Annotated in this window: 17 protein-coding genes and 1 tRNA gene; 7 read left to right on the top strand and 11 right to left on the bottom strand. The window is 63.6% G+C overall.

The window, feature by feature from the left end; translation table 11 throughout:
* Positions 1–11: 11 nt before the first annotated feature.
* Positions 12–515, top strand: coding sequence for a TerB family tellurite resistance protein (locus EHO51_RS00405; RefSeq protein ID WP_124737228.1), 504 nt, complete (start codon positions 12–14; stop codon positions 513–515).
* Positions 512–1,297: an SDR family NAD(P)-dependent oxidoreductase gene (locus EHO51_RS00400; RefSeq protein ID WP_124737227.1), complete on the top strand. Its 786-nt coding sequence runs from the start codon at positions 512–514 to the stop codon at positions 1,295–1,297. Before EHO51_RS00405 ends, EHO51_RS00400 begins: the two co-directional genes overlap by 4 nt.
* A 65-nt stretch (positions 1,298–1,362) precedes the next feature.
* Here the strand turns inward: EHO51_RS00400 and EHO51_RS00395 are convergent, their stop codons facing one another.
* The 4 genes from EHO51_RS00395 to mgtE form a co-directional block, all read right to left on the bottom strand.
* Positions 1,363–2,130, bottom strand: a complete 768-nt coding sequence (locus EHO51_RS00395; RefSeq protein WP_245434678.1) for a DUF4239 domain-containing protein — start codon at positions 2,128–2,130, stop codon at positions 1,363–1,365.
* A gap of 158 nt (positions 2,131–2,288) precedes the next feature.
* Positions 2,289–2,477 carry a 50S ribosomal protein L32 gene (gene rpmF / locus EHO51_RS00390; protein WP_014891260.1) on the bottom strand — a complete coding sequence of 63 codons (189 nt, stop codon included), beginning with the start codon at positions 2,475–2,477 and terminating at the stop codon, positions 2,289–2,291.
* A gap of 139 nt (positions 2,478–2,616) precedes the next feature.
* Positions 2,617–3,624, bottom strand: coding sequence for a glycoside hydrolase family 25 protein (locus tag EHO51_RS00385; protein WP_109025803.1), 1,008 nt, complete (start codon positions 3,622–3,624; stop codon positions 2,617–2,619).
* Positions 3,625–3,676: 52 nt separating this feature from the next.
* Positions 3,677–5,089: a magnesium transporter gene (gene mgtE, locus EHO51_RS00380; RefSeq protein ID WP_124737226.1), complete on the bottom strand. Its 1,413-nt coding sequence runs from the start codon at positions 5,087–5,089 to the stop codon at positions 3,677–3,679.
* A 20-nt stretch (positions 5,090–5,109) separates the two neighbouring features.
* On the opposite strand from mgtE, the gene EHO51_RS00375 reads away from it, so the two are divergent.
* On the top strand, positions 5,110–6,126 hold the full coding sequence (locus EHO51_RS00375) for a polysaccharide deacetylase family protein (RefSeq protein ID WP_124739978.1): 1,017 nt from the start codon (positions 5,110–5,112) through the stop codon (positions 6,124–6,126).
* Between the two features lie 47 nt (positions 6,127–6,173).
* Here the strand turns inward: EHO51_RS00375 and EHO51_RS00370 are convergent, their stop codons facing one another.
* The 3 genes from EHO51_RS00370 to EHO51_RS00360 all read right to left on the bottom strand — a co-directional run bounded on the left by EHO51_RS00370 (position 6,174) and on the right by EHO51_RS00360 (position 7,735).
* On the bottom strand, positions 6,174–7,127 hold the full coding sequence (locus EHO51_RS00370; protein WP_245434677.1) for a hypothetical protein: 954 nt from the start codon (positions 7,125–7,127) through the stop codon (positions 6,174–6,176).
* Positions 7,128–7,265: 138 nt separating this feature from the next.
* Positions 7,266–7,350 (bottom strand) — tRNA-Leu (locus EHO51_RS00365).
* 172 nt (positions 7,351–7,522) lie between these two features.
* Complete coding sequence (locus EHO51_RS00360) at positions 7,523–7,735, bottom strand: hypothetical protein (RefSeq protein ID WP_124737225.1); 213 nt, start codon at positions 7,733–7,735, stop codon at positions 7,523–7,525.
* Positions 7,736–7,984: 249 nt separating this feature from the next.
* On the opposite strand from EHO51_RS00360, the gene lipB reads away from it, so the two are divergent.
* Entirely contained in the window at positions 7,985–8,722 is a 738-nt protein-coding gene (gene lipB, locus EHO51_RS00355) for a lipoyl(octanoyl) transferase LipB (RefSeq protein ID WP_164479313.1), read from the top strand.
* Here the strand turns inward: lipB and bioB are convergent.
* Positions 8,719–9,702 (bottom strand): biotin synthase BioB, encoded by a 984-nt coding sequence (bioB, locus tag EHO51_RS00350; protein WP_124737223.1) that lies wholly within the window; start codon positions 9,700–9,702, stop codon positions 8,719–8,721. The genes lipB and bioB overlap by 4 nt on opposite strands.
* Positions 9,699–10,235 (bottom strand): PTS sugar transporter subunit IIA, encoded by a 537-nt coding sequence (locus EHO51_RS00345; protein WP_124737222.1) that lies wholly within the window; start codon positions 10,233–10,235, stop codon positions 9,699–9,701. The genes bioB and EHO51_RS00345 overlap by 4 nt, the downstream gene beginning before the upstream one ends.
* A gap of 185 nt (positions 10,236–10,420) precedes the next feature.
* Between EHO51_RS00345 and EHO51_RS00340 the strand changes: the two genes are divergently transcribed.
* Entirely contained in the window at positions 10,421–10,708 is a 288-nt protein-coding gene (locus tag EHO51_RS00340) for a hypothetical protein (protein WP_124737221.1), read from the top strand.
* 119 nt (positions 10,709–10,827) lie between these two features.
* Positions 10,828–13,638 (top strand): phosphoenolpyruvate carboxylase, encoded by a 2,811-nt coding sequence (ppc, locus tag EHO51_RS00335; RefSeq protein ID WP_124737220.1) that lies wholly within the window; start codon positions 10,828–10,830, stop codon positions 13,636–13,638.
* A gap of 47 nt (positions 13,639–13,685) precedes the next feature.
* Here the strand turns inward: ppc and EHO51_RS00330 are convergent, their stop codons facing one another.
* Positions 13,686–14,654 carry an alpha/beta fold hydrolase gene (locus EHO51_RS00330; protein ID WP_124737219.1) on the bottom strand — a complete coding sequence of 323 codons (969 nt, stop codon included), beginning with the start codon at positions 14,652–14,654 and terminating at the stop codon, positions 13,686–13,688.
* 392 nt (positions 14,655–15,046) lie between these two features.
* Here EHO51_RS00330 and EHO51_RS00325 point away from each other — a divergent pair, with 392 nt between their 5' ends.
* Positions 15,047–15,385, top strand: coding sequence for a rhodanese-like domain-containing protein (locus EHO51_RS00325; protein ID WP_124737218.1), 339 nt, complete (start codon positions 15,047–15,049; stop codon positions 15,383–15,385).
* A 27-nt stretch (positions 15,386–15,412) separates the two neighbouring features.
* Here the strand turns inward: EHO51_RS00325 and coxB are convergent, their stop codons facing one another.
* A complete protein-coding gene (coxB, locus tag EHO51_RS00320; protein WP_164479434.1) occupies positions 15,413–16,390 on the bottom strand; it encodes a cytochrome c oxidase subunit II in 978 nt (325 codons plus the stop codon).
* Positions 16,391–16,398: the final 8 nt, after the last annotated feature.

Here is a 16,398-nt window from a genome sequence, read left to right as displayed (position 1 = left end):
CTTCGCCGCCCATGTTCTCAGCGCTCAAAAACTTCATCAACGAACTCACCGGCGAGGCCGAGCGTCCGAAGGCCTTTGAGGCCGCGGACTATCAGCTCGCCGCCGCCGCGCTTCTCGTCCATATCGCCTCGGTCGACGGGCAATTCGACGACAAGGAGAAGGCCCGCATCCGGCAGCTCGTCGAGGCGCGCTTCAATCTCCAGGGGGACGACGCGGCCGAATTGATCGACGCCGCGCAGGCGAGCGAGCGCGACGCCGTCGACCTCTATCGCTTTACCAGCGTTCTGAAGCGCCGGCTCGATGAGGACGGGCGCCGCCAGATCATCGGCATGCTTTGGGACATGGCGCATGCCGATGGCGCGGTGCATGAATTCGAGGAGAACGTCGTCTGGCGCGTCGCCGAATTGCTTGGCGTCTCGACCCGCGAACGCGTCGAGCTGCGCCGCGAGTTCCGCGAGGCCGCCGTCCCTGCGCCGACCGGCCCCTGGTCGCCAAGCAAGGGTGACGGCCGGTGACGCGCCCCGTCGCGGTCATCACCGGCGCGTCCGACGGCATTGGCGCGGCGCTTGCCCGCATCTTCGCCGCCAACGGCCATGAAGTTGCGCTCGTCGCCCGTCGCGGCGACCGGCTGGAAGCTCTGGCCGACGAAATCGCCGCCAATGGCGCCGTTCGCCCGCTCCCCATCGAGCTCGATCTTACCGAGCAAGGCGCCGCAGACGTTCTGTCGGAGCGTCTCGCGGAGGCCGGCGCCGCCCCGCGCTTCCTGGTCAACAACGCCGGATTTGGCCTCATGGGCCGCGCCATCGAGCTCGACGCCGCCGAGCAGCTCGCGATCGTCGATCTCAACATGCGCGCGCTCACCGCGCTGACCTTGCGCTTTCTGCCGGCGATCGTCGCGGTGAAGGGCGGCGTGCTCAACGTCGCCTCGGTCGCGGCCTTCATGCCGGGACCGGGCTTCGCGGTCTATTACGCCACCAAGGCCTATGTGCGCTCCTTCAGCGAAGCGCTGTCGCAGGAATTGAAGCCGCTGGGGGTGAAGGTCGCGTGCCTGTGTCCCGGTCCGGTGCAGACCGGCTTCCAGGCGCGCGCCGGGATGGATCTCTCCGGCTTTATGACGGCGATCAAGCCGGCGATGCTGCCGGCGGCGGAAGTCGCGCGCCAGGGCTATGAAGGGCTGATGGCCGGCAAGCGCGTCATCGTGCCGGGCCTCGTCAACCGGATGTTCGTTTGGGGTGCGGCGGCGACGCCGCGCGCGCTGCTGCTGCCGCTGCTCGCGTCCGCTCAACAGCGGCGCTGATCAACGCTGGCGAAATCTGTCCGGCCACGGCAAAGGCGCGGCTCTGCTGGCCGCCCTCTGTTGACCTAGCCAGTCTTGATAATATCGACCGCAGATTTCAGAGGGTCGGTTGGAACAGTGAAAAATCCCTGGAATGGCCGATCGAGCTCCACCAGCAGAAAGATTGCCCCGGACACGCATAAGGAGGCCGTAACAAGCCCAAGCGCTGCTGTCCAATGATGGTGCGAAATGACGCCGAAATTAAAGAAAACCGTCACGAGCAGAGCGATCAGGAATATGACCACCTCCAGCGGTATGTTGGCGTTCAAGTCGTTATAGATTTTCCATCTTATGCCGGAAATTTCTTGGGTTAAATTAAGCGCAGCCGTCTTCGCCCATGATTTTTTCTCATCTTTCGCATCTAAATTGAGCACTGCTTCGCGAAATGAATCGATCTTGGCTTTTTTAAAAGCCTCCTTTTGATCGATGTTATTGCCGCTCGCGACCTGCAATAGATCAATCTGACCCTGCACAGTGCGCATGATTTTTGTTCTCGCTTCGTTGGCTTCGTCGCCAAACAAATCCAACACGCGATGCAACAAAACGACCTTGGACGCTTGCGTTCTGACCTCGTCAACCTTCTTATCAAAATTGTTTTTAGCCGTTACCAATAAAAAGCCGAGACACACCGCAAGCAGTGAAGCAATCATGTTTCTTACTGCTTTAAACTGATCCCTTGATACTCCATCAAGCCAGCTCTCTTTGAGCCGTAGTGTAACAGAAAATCCAAATATACCTGCAAGCAATGTCGCAAAAAAAGTGACTATAGATATATCAACGCTATTCACGAGCATTTCCTCCGCAGGATCCTACCCGGCAAGGACGGCCTTGCAAACCTTCGCGTAGCCTGAGCGATCCCCGACCGCCTGGAATGAATAAGGCCCGCATGAGCGTTCGAAAACAAAAAAGCGAGCCTCGCGGCCCGCTTTCATTTCCTCACTCGTCGGAGGGATTATTCCTCGACGGATTTCGGCTTCAGCACCTGACGGCCACGATACATGCCGGACTTGAGGTCGACGTGATGCGGCCGGCGGAGCTCGCCGGAATCCTTGTCTTCGATATAGGTCGGCGCCTTGAGGGCGTCGGCGGAGCGACGGAATCCCCGCTTCATGGGCGAGGTTTTTCTCTTCGGAACGGCCATTTATTCTCTCTCTAAATGGAAGGGCCGCGGACGGGAGCGCCGCGCGGCGGAAACTGGCGTTGCGCCTATACGCGAAATCTCGCCCGATGGCTACCCCGGCGAGGGCTTTCACCAAGGCGATCGGGCGCTGCGGCTTTCCCTATTGGACGGCTGCCGGCGGGACGGGGCCGCTCGCCGCCTTGTCATAGGCGTTCTTTTCGCCGCCCGACAGCATCGCCGGATCTTCCTCGATGAGCTGCTTCCCGCCGCGATCGTCGGCGGGCCGCGCCGCGACCGGCGCCGCCGCCAGGCCGGTCTGATGCGCGAGCCAGCTTCGCCAGTGATCGGCTGAGCCATTGAACGTGTTCTGGTCCACCGCGCCGGTGATGCCCGGCACGCGCCCGTCCGAGCGATACTGCCAAAAAGTCCACTTGCGGTCGCCGTAACGCACCTGTGGGTGATATTTCGTCGAACGCACCCAGATCGGATATTCGGACAGCGCGTCGGAGTGCAGGATCGCCTGATAGAAGTCGACCGAGGAATAGATGATCGGCTTCTTGCCGTAATGGCGCTCCATCTGCGTGAGCATGTCCTTCATGTCGCGCAGCACTTCCTCGCGATAAAGCGTGCGTTTGCAGGTTCCCGACGTCGGCGTCGCCTCGACATCGAGCACCGGCGGCAGCGCGTCGGGCTCATTCGGCACGACGCTGGCGAAATTGCCAATCTCTTCATGCGGCCGGCGGCACCAGTAAACGAAGTGATAGGCGCCGCGCGGCACGCCGGCGGCCTTCGCCGCGGCCCAATTATAGGCGAATTTCGAGTCGACCCGGTCGCCGCCTTCCGTGGCCTTGATGAAGGCGAAGGAGACGCCAGAGTCCTTGACCTGCTCCCAGTCGATATTCCCCTGATATTTCGAGACGTCGATGCCGTGGACGGCGAATTCGGCGCTGCGCGTCGCCGGGAATTTATGGAGATCGTTCTCCGGCACGGCGTAGGCGAGAAAGCTTGGGTCGCGCTTGGGATTGATCAGCGGCGCGCTGGTCTGGAACCGCGGCCGGCGCGAAAAGCTCGGATCATAGGAGCTGCCGCAGCCGGCGAGGGTCGCCGCGGCCGATACGGCGCACACGAGGGCGGAGGAAAGCAGGGGAAAATATTTGAACGGGCGCATTTCGCCAAATTATCTCCGCAGGCGGTAACGGAGCGTAAACGCCCCAAACGCCTCAACCCAAATGGAACCACATACTGGCGATTGTAAGGAACGCCCCGTAGCCGACCACGTCGGTGATGGTCGTCACGAAAGGCCCCGAAGCGACGGCAGGATCGAACTTCAGCTTGTCGAACGCAAGCGGCACGACGATGCCGCCAAGTGCGCCAGCGACCAGATTCGTGAACATCGCCATGGCGATAACAGGCCCAAGCCCAACATTATTGAACCAGTTGGCGGCGACGATGCCGGTCACGAGGCCAAAGGCCGCGCCATTGACCGCGCCGATGGCCAGCTCCCGGAAAATAATCCGCACGGCGTTGGCGCGGGTCAGCTCGCGGGTGGCGAGCGCCCGAACGGCGACGGTCATGGTCTGGGTCGCGGAATTGCCGCCCTGTCCCGCGACGATCGGTCCCAGCACCGCCAGCGCCACCATTTGCTCCAGCTGCAACTGAAAGTGCTTGAGCACGCTGGAGGTGATGAAGGCGGTCAGCATATTGACCGAGAGCCAAGTAAAGCGGCTCCGCGCGATCCACCAGAAATTGTCGGTCAGCTCTTCTTCGGGGTTCACGCCGCCGAGCGCCAGGATCTCGTCCGACGCCTGCTCCTGAATGACGTCAACGATGTCGTCGATGGTGAGAACGCCGACGAGCCGTTCAGATTCATCGACAACCGGAACGGAAACGAGATTGTAGCGCTCGAAGAGCCGCGCCGCCTCGGCGCCGTCCTCGGTCGCCATCACCCGCCGCCGATCCTCCTGCATGATGTCATCGAGCCGCACGCTTGGCTTGGCCCGCACCAGAGCGTCGAGGAAAACGGTCCCGAGCAAACGGTAGCCGGGATCGACGACGAAGACTTCGAAAAAGCTCTCCGGCAGATTCTCTTCACCACATTCTCGAAAGAAATCGAGCACGCGCCCCGCGGTCCAGAAAGGGGGCGCCGCGACAAACGTCGTCTGCATCAGGCGCCCGGCGGAATCCTCCGGATAGTCCAGCGAGCGACGCAGGACGATCCGCTCTTGCGCCGGGAGCGCGTCGAGGACCTCCGCCTGTTCTTTTGGCTCCAGACCTTCGAGAATGGCGACGGCGTCGTCGCTTTCGAGGTCGCGCACGCCTTCGACGAGGGTCTCGACCGGGAGTTCGTCGAGGATTTCCTCGCGGGTCGCTTCGCCGACCTCCATCAGGGCCGTAAAGTCGAAGTCCGCGCCCATCAGTTCGACAAGTCGCGGTCGCGCTTCGTGGCTTAAGCGCTCAAGCAGAGCGCCAAGGTCCGCCTCATGGAGGTCGCCGACGAGTTCGTGAACGCGCTCCGAGTCGCCCAGCGCAATCGCGCCTTCGACGTCGAGAACGAATTCCCGGCTGAGAGACGCCTCTCCGCCGTCGCGGAAGTCCTCGGCGGCGGTCGCCGTATCTTCATGATCGAGCGGCATTGGCGGCCCCGCGCTATATTATGGTCGCGCTCTTAACCCGAGGGCGCGAGAAATCAAACCGGCAAGCCGTCATGACCGCCATTTTTCCATTGCTGAAAAGAGCCAAAGCGACAGTCGACGCTCCCCTCCAGCGGTTCGCGCTCGTGCTGCTGGGGGTTTTAACCGCCGCCAGCGTTTCTAACGCCCCGCGCGACGCCGCCGCCGCGGAACGGACCTGCGGACCCGACGCGCTTGGCGTGTCGCGCATCATCGAAATCGACCGCGCCAAGGGAACGGCGGTCGGCCTGCAAAGTTATCCGCGCACGCTGGATTTGCGCGACCATGAGGTTGTGCTGACATTCGATGACGGACCGGCGTCGCCCACGCCGCAAGTGCTCGACGCGCTCGCTAAGGAATGCGCGCGCGTGACCTTCTTTCTGATTGGCCGGAATGCGGAAAGCCTGCCCGCTCTGGTGAAGCGCGCCGCCGCGGACGGCCACACCATCGCTCACCATTCCTACAGCCATCCCGACAAGACCCTGAGGCTGATGAGCGAGGACGCCGCCAAGGCCGACATCGACAAGGGGATCGCCGCCGTGAACAAGGCGCTCGGCGCGACGGCCGCGCCCTTCTTCCGCTTTCCCGGCTTCGCCGATACGCCCGCGCTCGTCGCCGACCTTACGGCGCGCGGCTACACAATCTTCGGCTCGGATTTGTGGGCCTCGGACTGGTCGCATATGACGCCCAAGGCCGAACTCGATCTCGTGCTGTCGCGGCTCGAAAAGAACCGCAAAGGCATCGTGCTCTTCCACGATTCGCAGGGGATCACCGCGCAGATGCTGCCGGAATTTCTGCGCGAACTGAAAAAGCGCGGCTATTCGCTCGTCCACATCACGCCCGGAGACGCGCCGACCCCGATCGTCGCCGCCGGTCCGGATTGGACCTCGACGACAGAACCTATCATCGCCAAAACGCTTGGACCAAAGGCCAGGCAGGCGCCGCAGGCGCATGAGCATGAACGTGGCGTGCAAGAGCCGCCGAAATCCGGCGAGCCTTAGCGCAATGTGATCCGGAAGCGCTGCTTGTCTTATGACTTCCGCGCCGCTTAGCCGCGGTCGCAGATATAGGTGCTCTTTGAACCCCAGCAGGAGCCGCTCTTGTAAACGTTTCCGAGATTTTTGCCGCCGAGCGCCGCAGACCAGGCTTTTCCCCTGGCCGGAGAAAGCGTCAGCGTCTGACCGGAATATTGGAAGACTACCGCGCCGCCTTTTCGCGAGATCTGACAGACGCCGCTGTTGACCACGCGCCCCGAAATTCTGACGTAGCATTTGCCGGTTCGCGCTTCGGACGCGGGCGGCTCCTGTTCACCCGCGACGTTCGCCGCCGCTGACGCCTCATCTTCCGCCATGCGGCGCGCCGCTCTGCGCTTTCCCGCGATGCCGTCGCTGAGAAATTCCGGCTCGAGTTCGAGGTTCGCGATGGATGACGCGAGCGGGTTCGACGTTTGGGCGCCCGGCGCCGATTCCGCGCCGTCCTGCGTGGGCGCCGCGCGTTCTGGCGACGCTGTCGGCCCCACCGGTCCGGCGATGATCGAAGGCGGCTGTTCATGCGATCGCAAATTGGCGGCCGGCGCTCCCGGATGCGCCAGGCTTTGCGCGCCGCGCGGCGCGGAAGGCGCTATTTTTTGAGGCGTCATCGAATCTGCGGGATCGCCATTTTGCGGAAGCTCGCCCCAGAAGGCGGAGCCGACGACAATGGCGGTGCCGACGACGACAAGCGCCGCAGCGCCAATGTAGAAGAAGCGCTCGACCCTTTCGAAGTTGCGATCGGACGCCGTTGCGTAGGACTGGCGCGAACCCGCCGGCCGCGGCGACGCCATGCGCCTGTCGCCTTCGATATCATGCCAGGCATAGCGGGCGCGCGTCTCGATAGTGTCGGCCTTTGGCGGCGGCCTGCGGTCTCTTAACGACACAGCCATGCTTCCCTCTCCGGGCGCCGTCGAACCAAAGAGCGGCGTCGAACGCCTCGCGTCTGCGAAAAAGGCGCGCGGCGCGCTCATTTGCGAAGATCGAGCAGGCGGCTTGCACTGACCAAGCGCCAGCGCAACGATATTGCAATGGGGAATGTGGCTGATGTTTGCCCGCTGCGGCGCCGCAATCGGCCGCGCGAACTCTGGGCGCTTTTATGGCGCTAACCTTGGTGCGGCCGAGAGGACTCGAACCTCCACTGGTTGCCCAACTAGCACCTCAAGCTAGCGCGTCTACCAATTCCGCCACGGCCGCAAGGACGCTCCGCTTAACGCGAAGCGCCGGCGCGCTGCGTCTAACAAATCGGCTCCCAGATGACAAGCGGCGAACGCGTAATCCGCCCGGCTCGCTCTTTGCTCGTAGGGACGCGCCTTACATTTGCGGCGCGCCGATCGCCTTGGCGGGACGAACTTCTCTTTTGTGACTTTCAGGCGTTCGCAAGCACTTCACGAAGCGTATGCCCGACTTGATCCTTAATGACGCAGATGGTGGCCTTTTGATTGTCATAGAAGACATCGCGCATCATTGTCTGCCCATAGGCGTCCGCGAGAGCCGCCGTCTTTACACGACGTTTCGTCGCATTTAGAGAAAGGCGTTGGCCGGCGGCATCGATTGCGAAAAACTCGAACAAGTAAACCATTGCGTTCTCCTGCTTTGCGCTAATCATTGCACGCAGTTGCGACCGGCGCGTGAATGAACAAGGGGATAGAATTGAAGCTGAGCCGCGACCAGGCATCCAATTCAACGCGCTTGTTACGGTCGCTATTCGAAAAATGCTTGCCCTTATACAGAGGCTGCTCGCGAAACGCTCTAGGCGTGAAGCAATCGCCGAGATTCAGTTTCGCCGGAATGCGCGTCTCGGCGCGCTTGATGGGCTTAGTTCGGCCGAATGACTGAAACGCCTTGTCCGCCTTCTCATCACTCCCGAGACGCCGTCATGCGTCTGCGCCCTAACGCGCCGCCGGTCGAATGGCGCGTCAGCGACGATCTTGTCCCCTATGAGGAGGCGGTGGCCTTCATGGAGGCGCGCGCCGCGGCGATCGCTTCGGGCGAGGCGCGCGAATGCGTCTGGCTGCTGGAACATCCGCCGATCTACACCGGCGGCTCCTCGGCGAAGGAGCAGGATCTGCTTGAGGCGCGCTTTCCCGTACATCGCACCGGACGCGGCGGGCAATTCACCTATCACGGGCCAGGACAGCGCGTCGCTTACGTCATGCTCGATCTTTCGCGGCGCCAGCGCGACGTGCGCGCCTTCGTCTGCGCGCTTGAATCATGGATCATCGCGACGCTCGCCGATTTCGGCGTCACGGGCGAGCGGCGCGCCGGGCGCGTCGGCGTCTGGGTCGAGCGGCCGGAGAAGACCAAGGGACGGGGCGGCGAAATGGCGGAAGACAAGATCGCCGCCATCGGCGTGCGCCTGCGGCAATGGGTGAGCTTTCACGGCGTCGCGCTCAATGTCGCGCCGGATCTGACGCATTTTTCCGGCATCGCGCCCTGCGGCGTGCGCGACGCCCATCTTGGCGTCACGAGCCTTTCGGACCTCGGCGTGGCGGCGGACATGCCTACCGTCGACGCCGCGCTGCGCAGGAATTTCGAGGCGATCTTCGGCCCAGCCGAGGACTCTTAAGGCGCGGCGGGCGCCCGCCCCTCGCGCGCCGCAAGCGCGGCGAACAGCGCATCGTCTTCATTGACGCCGGCGTTGCCCGTCGTCAGCAGCTTCTCGCCATAGAAGATCGAATTGGCGCCAGCGACGAGGCAGAGAATTTGCGCTTCACGCGACAGCGACGAGCGGCCGGCCGAGAGCCGCACCCGCGCCTTCGGCATGACGATGCGCGTCGTCGCGATCATGCGCACGAGATCGAGCGGGTCGATCTGCGCGCGCCCGGCGAGCGGCGTGCCCTCAACGGCGACCAGCGCGTTGATCGGCACGCTTTCCGGATGCGGATCGAAAGACGCCAGCGTCTGCAACATGCCGGCGCGATCTTTCACGCTTTCGCCCATGCCGATAATGCCGCCGCAGCACATCTCGAGCCCCGCGCCGCGCACGGCCTTGAGCGTGTCGAGACGGTCCTGATAGGTGCGGGTGGTGATGATCTCGTTGTAGAATTCAGGCCCGGTGTCGAGATTATGGTTGTAGGCGGTGAGTCCGGCGTCGACGAGGCGCTTCGCTTGCGACTCGTTGATCATGCCGAGCGTGACGCAGGCCTCCATGCCGAGCGCGCGCACGCCGCGCACCATGTCGAGCACGGCGTCGAAGCGCTTGCCCTCGGGCGCCGAGCGCCAAGCGGCGCCCATGCAGAAGCGATCGGCGCCGGCCTCTCTGGCGGTCTTTGCGGCGCCGAGGACCTCCGCCGTCTCCAAGAGATCGACGCGGTCGAGCTTCACCTCGCGGTGATGCGCCGATTGCGGGCAATAGGAGCAGTCTTCCGGACAGCCGCCGGTCTTGATCGACAGCAGCGCCGCCTTCTGCACGTCATTGACGTCGTGAAAGCGGCGATGAACGGCGTTCGCCTGCGCGACGAGATCGAGCAGCGGCTGATCATGAATGGCGACGATCTCTTCGACGCCCCAGTCATAGCGTAAGGAGAAGTCCGCGGACGCGTTCACGCTGGACCTCCGGCGTCGCGGCTTTGCGAACGATGCTGGGCGCGCGCGGCGAGTCTGCGCTGCGGCGCCTCCTTCTTAGACGTGTCCTCGGCGCGCGTCACGCTCTTGCGCCCGCCACGCAGAGCGGCATAAGCGACGAAAAGCGCCATCGCGACGTCGAACGCCGCATTGGCGACGACGAAGGGCGCAGGGGCGAATTGCGCGGCGGCGCCGATATAGTGAAAGTAAATCGCATAGAGCGGATGCAGCGCGAAGCCCGCGACGACCCACCAGGGCGAGCCGATGATCGACATGCCGGCGAGCGTGCCGAAAACGGCGACGCCGGTCATTTCGACGCCAACCCAGGGGCCGGACTCTTCAGCGCGAAAGGCGAAGCCGACGTAGAGAAAGCATAGCGCAATCAGCGCATAGGCGGCGATCCGCTGGACGGCCGCGCCCGACCATTTGCAGAATGCAAGAAGGCCCAAGGCAAAGACCAGGCCGACCCCGGCAAAGATAAGAATTTCGGTTGTATCGAGCATGGCTTTGACCATTAGCGCCGCAAATTGCGGAGATTAGGCGTATCGCATCGTCGCCGACGTCTATAAGCGGCAGAGCCGCCTCGAACAAGTGCCGCAGTCTCGGACGCTACGGCAAGCGCATCCGCTCTTGTCAAACTGTCCCGCTTGACGCAGTTTCGGCGTTGGAAGTTGCGGTCACTGCTGGCGGCGAGGCTCCCGTGCAAAAAACCATATTAGTTGCGCTGCTATGCGCGCTGAGCGGCGCTACGCCTGCGCTCGCCGTGAACACCTGGGCAGGCAACACGGCCGACGATATGGCGGTCGAGCAGGACGCCTGCGCCCCCGACGCTTACCGCTTCTGCGGCGGCAACACCGTCTTCATTTTCGAGATGGAAAATTGTCTCAAGCGGTATATGCCGTATCTGTCTCGATCGTGCCGAAAGCAGCTCTCTCCCACCGATTTTCGCAAGTATCACGGCGAAGAGCCGGATTTCTTCGGCTTTTAGAGCCGCGCGCGCCGGTCGAAAAACGCGCCGGACGCCAGACGCGTCGAAAAGGCGTCCGAAGCCTGCTATAGCTGCCCTGGACGCGCCCCGAGGCGCGGAAGTTCAAAGGTCGCGATAGTATGCAGCTTGAAGCGCAGGCGCAGGAAAAGCTCGTTACGACCGCTCCGGCGGCGGGCGCCGATCCCGAAGCCTTGAAGGGCGACGAATCCCTCATTGACGACATTCGCCTTCTCGGGCGCTTGCTCGGCGACGCCGTTCGCGAACATGAGGGCCCCACGGCGTTCGAGCGCATCGAGACGATCCGGCGGCTCTCCGTCGCCGCCAGCCGCAACGGGGACGCCGAAGCCGACAGGAATCTCGACGCGTTGCTGCGCGCGCTGACGGCGGAAGAGGCGCGCACCGTGATCCGCGCCTTCAGCTATTTCTCGCATCTTGCCAATATCGCCGAAGACCTGCATCCGCTGCAGCAGCGCGCTCGCGCCCAGGCGAGCGGCGCCTTCACCGGCGCGCCGAGCCTCGCCACTACCTTCGCGCGTCTGCGCAAGGCCGCCGTCGGCGCCGGCAAGATCGCCCAGGCGCTGGCGCGCGGCTGGATTTCGCCGGTGCTGACCGCGCATCCCACGGAAGTGCGCCGCAAGAGCCTGCTCGACGCCGAACACGCAATCTTCAAACTGCTCGCCGCGCGCGAACATATGCGCGGCAAGGCCGAGCGCGCGCAAAACGAGATGCAGCTTCGCGCCCGCGTCTCGCAGCTCTGGCAGACCGAACTGTTGCGTCATTCGCGCTTGACCGTGCGCGACGAAATCGAGAATACGCTGAGCTATTATCGCAGCACCTTCTTGCGCGAGATCCCGCGCCTTTACGCCGACATCGAACAGCGTCTCGAAGGACTGCGGGTGCCGCCCTTCCTGCGCATGGGCGCCTGGGTCGGCGGCGACCGCGACGGCAATCCGAACGTCACGGCGGACTCGCTCTCCACAGCCATGCGCATGCAATGCGAAACGGCGCTGCGCTTCTATCTCGTCGAAGTGCATGAGCTTGGCGCCGAGCTTTCAATCTCGCGGCGTTACGCCGGCTGCAGCAAGGCGCTCGAAGCGCTGGCGGCGCGCTCGGGCGACGACAATCCGCATCGTGACGACGAGCCCTATCGCCGCGCCCTCATCGGCGTCTATTCGCGCCTCGCCGGCACACTGGAGAAGCTGACCGGCGGCCAGGCGGCGCGCCACGCCGTGGCGCCGGGCGAGCCCTACGCCAATTCATGGGCGCTGCTCGCCGATCTCGTTACCATCGATGAATCGCTGCGCGTGCATCACAGCGAGGTCATCGCCACGCAGCGGCTCGAGCCGCTGATCCGCGCCGTCGAAGTCTTCGGCTTTCACCTTGCGACGCTCGATTTGCGGCAAAGCTCCGACCGGCACGAAGAGACCATCGCCGAGCTTCTCGGCGTCGCCCGCGTCGTCGACGATTACGCCGCGCTCCCGGAAGCCGAAAAGCGGCTGCTGCTGCTGAAGCTGCTCAGCGATCCGCGGCCGGTGCGCCTGCCGGGCGCGACATACAGCGACCGCGCCACGAGCGAATTGACCATCATGGAGCGTGCGCGGGAGATGCGCCGGCTCTACGGCGACGAGGCGATCCGCCATTACATCATCAGCCACACCGAAACAGTCAGCGACCTCCTAGAAGTTCTGCTGCTGCAAAAAGAATGCGGCCTGATGCGGGGCACGCTCGATCCGCGCGACACACAGGCCGTCGTCGCCGATCTCATCATCGTGCCGCTCTTTGAAACCATCGAGGATCTGCGCAACGCCGCGCCGATCATGCAGGAGTTTTACGCTCTGCCCGGCATCCTCAAGCTCGTCGTCAATTCCGGCGGGCAGCAGGACGTCATGCTCGGCTACTCTGACTCCAACAAGGACGGCGGCATCCTAACGAGCATCTGGGAGCTCTACCGCGCCTCGACCGCGCTTGCGGAGTTTTTCGGCTCGCTGCCCAACGTCGCCCTGCGGCTTTTCCACGGACGCGGCGGCACCGTCGGGCGCGGCGGCGGACCGAGCTATGACGCCATTCTCGCGCAGCCGCCCGGCACGGTGAACGGGCAGATCCGTCTGACCGAGCAGGGCGAAGTCATTGCGGCGAAATACGCCAATCCGCAGATCGGCCACGTCAATCTGGAACTGCTCGTCGCGGCGACGCTGGAAGCGACGCTGCTCTCCGCGCACAAGACTCCGGCGCCGGAGTTCCTGGAAGCGGCCGAAAAACTATCGCAGGCCGGCATGGCAGCCTATCGGGGTCTGGTCTACGGGACCGAAGGCTTCGTCGATTTCTTCTTTTCGTCGACGCCGATTTCGGAAATCGCCTCGCTCAACATCGGCTCGCGTCCGGCCTCGCGCAAACCGTCGCGCCGCATCGAGGATCTGCGCGCGATTCCGTGGAGCTTCTCCTGGGCGCAGGCGCGCGTCGCGCTGCCGGGCTGGTACGGCTTTGGTTCGGCGATCGCGCATTTCATCGAAGAGGACGAGAAGGCGCGGCTCGCGCTGCTGCGCCGGATGAGCGAAGAATGGCCGTTCTTTCGCGCGCTGCTGTCAAACATCGACATGATCCTGTCCAAGACCGACATGTCGATCGCGCATCATTACGCCGGACTTGTCGAGGACAAGGCGCTTGCCGCGCGCATTTTCGGCATGATCGAGGCGGAGCATGCGCGCGCGAATGACGCGCTCGAAAAACTTCTCGGCTCCAAGGAGCGGCTCGCTGACAATCCAACGCTCGCACGCTCGCTGAGGCACCGCTTCCCCTATATCGCGCCGCTGAACTATCTGCAGGTCGAATTGATCCGCCGCCATCGCGCAGGCGAGCGCGGCGACGACATTCGCGAAGGGATCTTGATGTCGATCAACGGCATTGCGGCGGGCTTGCGGAACACGGGTTAAACCTGTCGAGAGGAGCGCGTCTGCGCGTTCGGAATATCCCGCAGGCCTCAGGCGGACAGGAATCCCTCGACTTGCGCGCAAAAGAGTTCGGGCGCTTCGTCGGCGACGAAGTGGCCGCTGTCGTCCACGATCACAGACCTCAAATTCATCGCCTGGGGTCGGAGCGCGTCCGCGAGTCTTTCGCCCACGCCGTGTCGCCCTGCGATCGCCAACACTGGCATGTCGAGCTTGCGGCCCTTCGAGGATGCGGCGGCGGCAGCGTCATCTTTGAGCGCCCGGTAATAGTTGAATCCCGCCGTCATGCCGCCCTCTGAGGCGTAATGTTTGGCGAACTCCGCGATCCCGGCGTCTGGGACCGCGTCCTTCTTGTGGGACCAGGCGCGGATCTGCGCCGCGATATAATCGCGCTCGCGGCCCTTGGTCAGCATTTCCGGAAACTCGGGCGCCATGTGAAATCCGTAGTGCCAAGCGCCGCCGCGCAACGAGTCCATGTTCTCGGTGCCCGGAACTAGGCAATCCACCAGAACGAGCTTTTCGACATGCTCAGGGTGAAGATGGGCGAGCATGAAGGCGGCTTTGCCGCCCATATCGTGGCCAATGACATGGGCGCGCCCTCCGGCCGCCTCGTCGATGAGGGCGCGAACGTCGCCCGCGATGGTTTGCTTGTCATATCCCGCGGCGGTGCGTTCGGACAGGCCGAGGCCGCGCAGATCGGGAGCGATCAGCGTAAACCGCGAGCAGAGGCGCTCCATCGTGTTGCGCCAAGCGAACCAAGTCTGCGGCCAACCGTGAAGCAAGACCACGTTAGGGCCGACGCCGACGCGCACATAATGCAGCTTGACGCCATTGACGCGTGCAAAGCGGCTCTCACCGCCCTCAGGCAGCAGCAGTGAGCCGCCGCCGTCGTCCGCCGCGACTGGCGAACTCGTTTCGCCTGGCGTCGGCGAAGCGGACGCCGTTGCTCCTGCCGCGAGAGTCGACGCTCCGAGAAGAAAGGCGCGGCGTTCCATGCTCATTGATCTGTGTATCCCGTGCATAGCGGCAATGGAGAGGATTCGGTTCCGGCAATCTCAAGAGCGCCCGGCATATGCAACGTTCCAAAGGCGACGCCCGTCGCGTGCGGCGGCGCTCGGTCGAGCTTTTGACGTCGCCCTTTTTTTCGTTCTTGGCGGTCAGATGCTACGGTTTTTCGGTGTTCCAGTCGGCAGCGAGAATTTCTAGAATGGGGCCGCCCGCCCGTAAAGCGGCTCGAGTCTGCAATAAAGGTGGCGACGGAACGCCTGGAGCGCGCCGCGAACCGTGGTATAGGCCCGATAGCGCATCGTCAGACGCAAGCATCGCGTCAGCCGCAGGACTTCTAAGCGCGAGGCGCCGAGAATGTCATGCTGGCATAGGAGGATTGAGCATCATGAGCACAGGTAGTCCATTCAATGACATCAGCCTCGAAGAGCTGAAAGCGGGCCTTGCAGCAGGGCGGGTCTTGCTTGTCGACGTGCGAGAGGCTGACGAATATGCGGCGGGCCACATCGCCGGCGCACTGTTCAATCCCCTGTCAAAGTTCGATCCGAGCCAACTGCCGGTCGCCGGCGAGGGCCAGCAAGTGATCATCTACTGCCGCTCCGGCAAGCGCTCGGTGTCGGCGATGGAGCAGGCGCGGCTCCTGGGACGTCGCGACGCCAACACGCATTTTGGCGGCGGCATCCTCGCCTGGCTCAGCGCCGGCGAGCCTGTCGTCCAGGGCATGTAAACAGCGCGCCCACACGACAACGCAGCTTCAACGCAGGCTCGCGAGATAGCGCGACAGGGCGAGCAGCTCGCTTTCGCTGAAGATGTCAAAGGCCGGCATCAGATTGCCGGGCTTGATGTCTTGATTGTGCTTGATCCATCGCGCGATGGAGGCTTCGTCCGTCGTGAGGATCGCGGCGCCGATCGAGATCCTGCCGCCCACATGCGTAAGATCGGGTCCGAGCCGGCCGGCCGCAGGCGTCCCCCGGATTGCGTGGCACGCGCCGCAGCCGTGCGAAAGAAACAGCGCCTTGCCCTCTCGCGTCACCTGCGTTGCGGGCTCCTGCGCAGGCTGAAACTCCCGTAAGCGCCATTCGTCATATTCATTCTGCGGCATCGCCACGACGTTGAACGCCATCAGCGCATGCGCCCCGCCGCAATATTCCGCGCATTGGCCCCTGCTCACGCCAGCTTGCTCGGCGCTTAGCGTCAGCGCGGTCTTGCGGCCGGGAATCATATCGAGCTTTCCGGCCAATTTCGGCGCCCAGAAACTATGGATGACATTGTCGCTCGTGAGTTCGATCTTGACCGCGCGGCCGAGCGGAATTCGCAGCTCGTTGGCGCTCTCGACCGTGGAACCGGCGTCGTCGCGATAGACGACGCGCCACCACCAGCGCTCGCCCGCCACCTCTATTCTAACCGGACTCGCCGCCAACTTTCCCGGCCCCGCGCCGAGCATAACCAGTCCATAGACGAGGAGCGCGGAGAGCGTGGCGACGGGGAAGATCAGTCCGCCAGCAAGCACGACAGTGTCGCGGGCGAGGAACGCCCGGCGGCGCGCTGGCGCAAATAGCGCGATCGCCGTCACGAGAATGACCACCAGCATGATCGCGCCGCTTCCCGCGACCATGACCCAGAAGAGCTGCGCAATATGTTGCGCCTGCGGTCCGGTCGGCGCGAGCGTCGATTGAACGCCCTCGCATCCCGCAAGCAGCAGGCAGGCTGGAGCGGCGCGCGCGATGCGCAAGGATCGCT

The organism is Methylocystis rosea (assembly GCF_003855495.1).
Taxonomy (GTDB): domain Bacteria; phylum Pseudomonadota; class Alphaproteobacteria; order Rhizobiales; family Beijerinckiaceae; genus Methylocystis; species Methylocystis rosea_A.
Note: the sequence above shows the minus strand (reverse complement) of the source record. Positions and strands in the feature narration are given on the sequence as shown.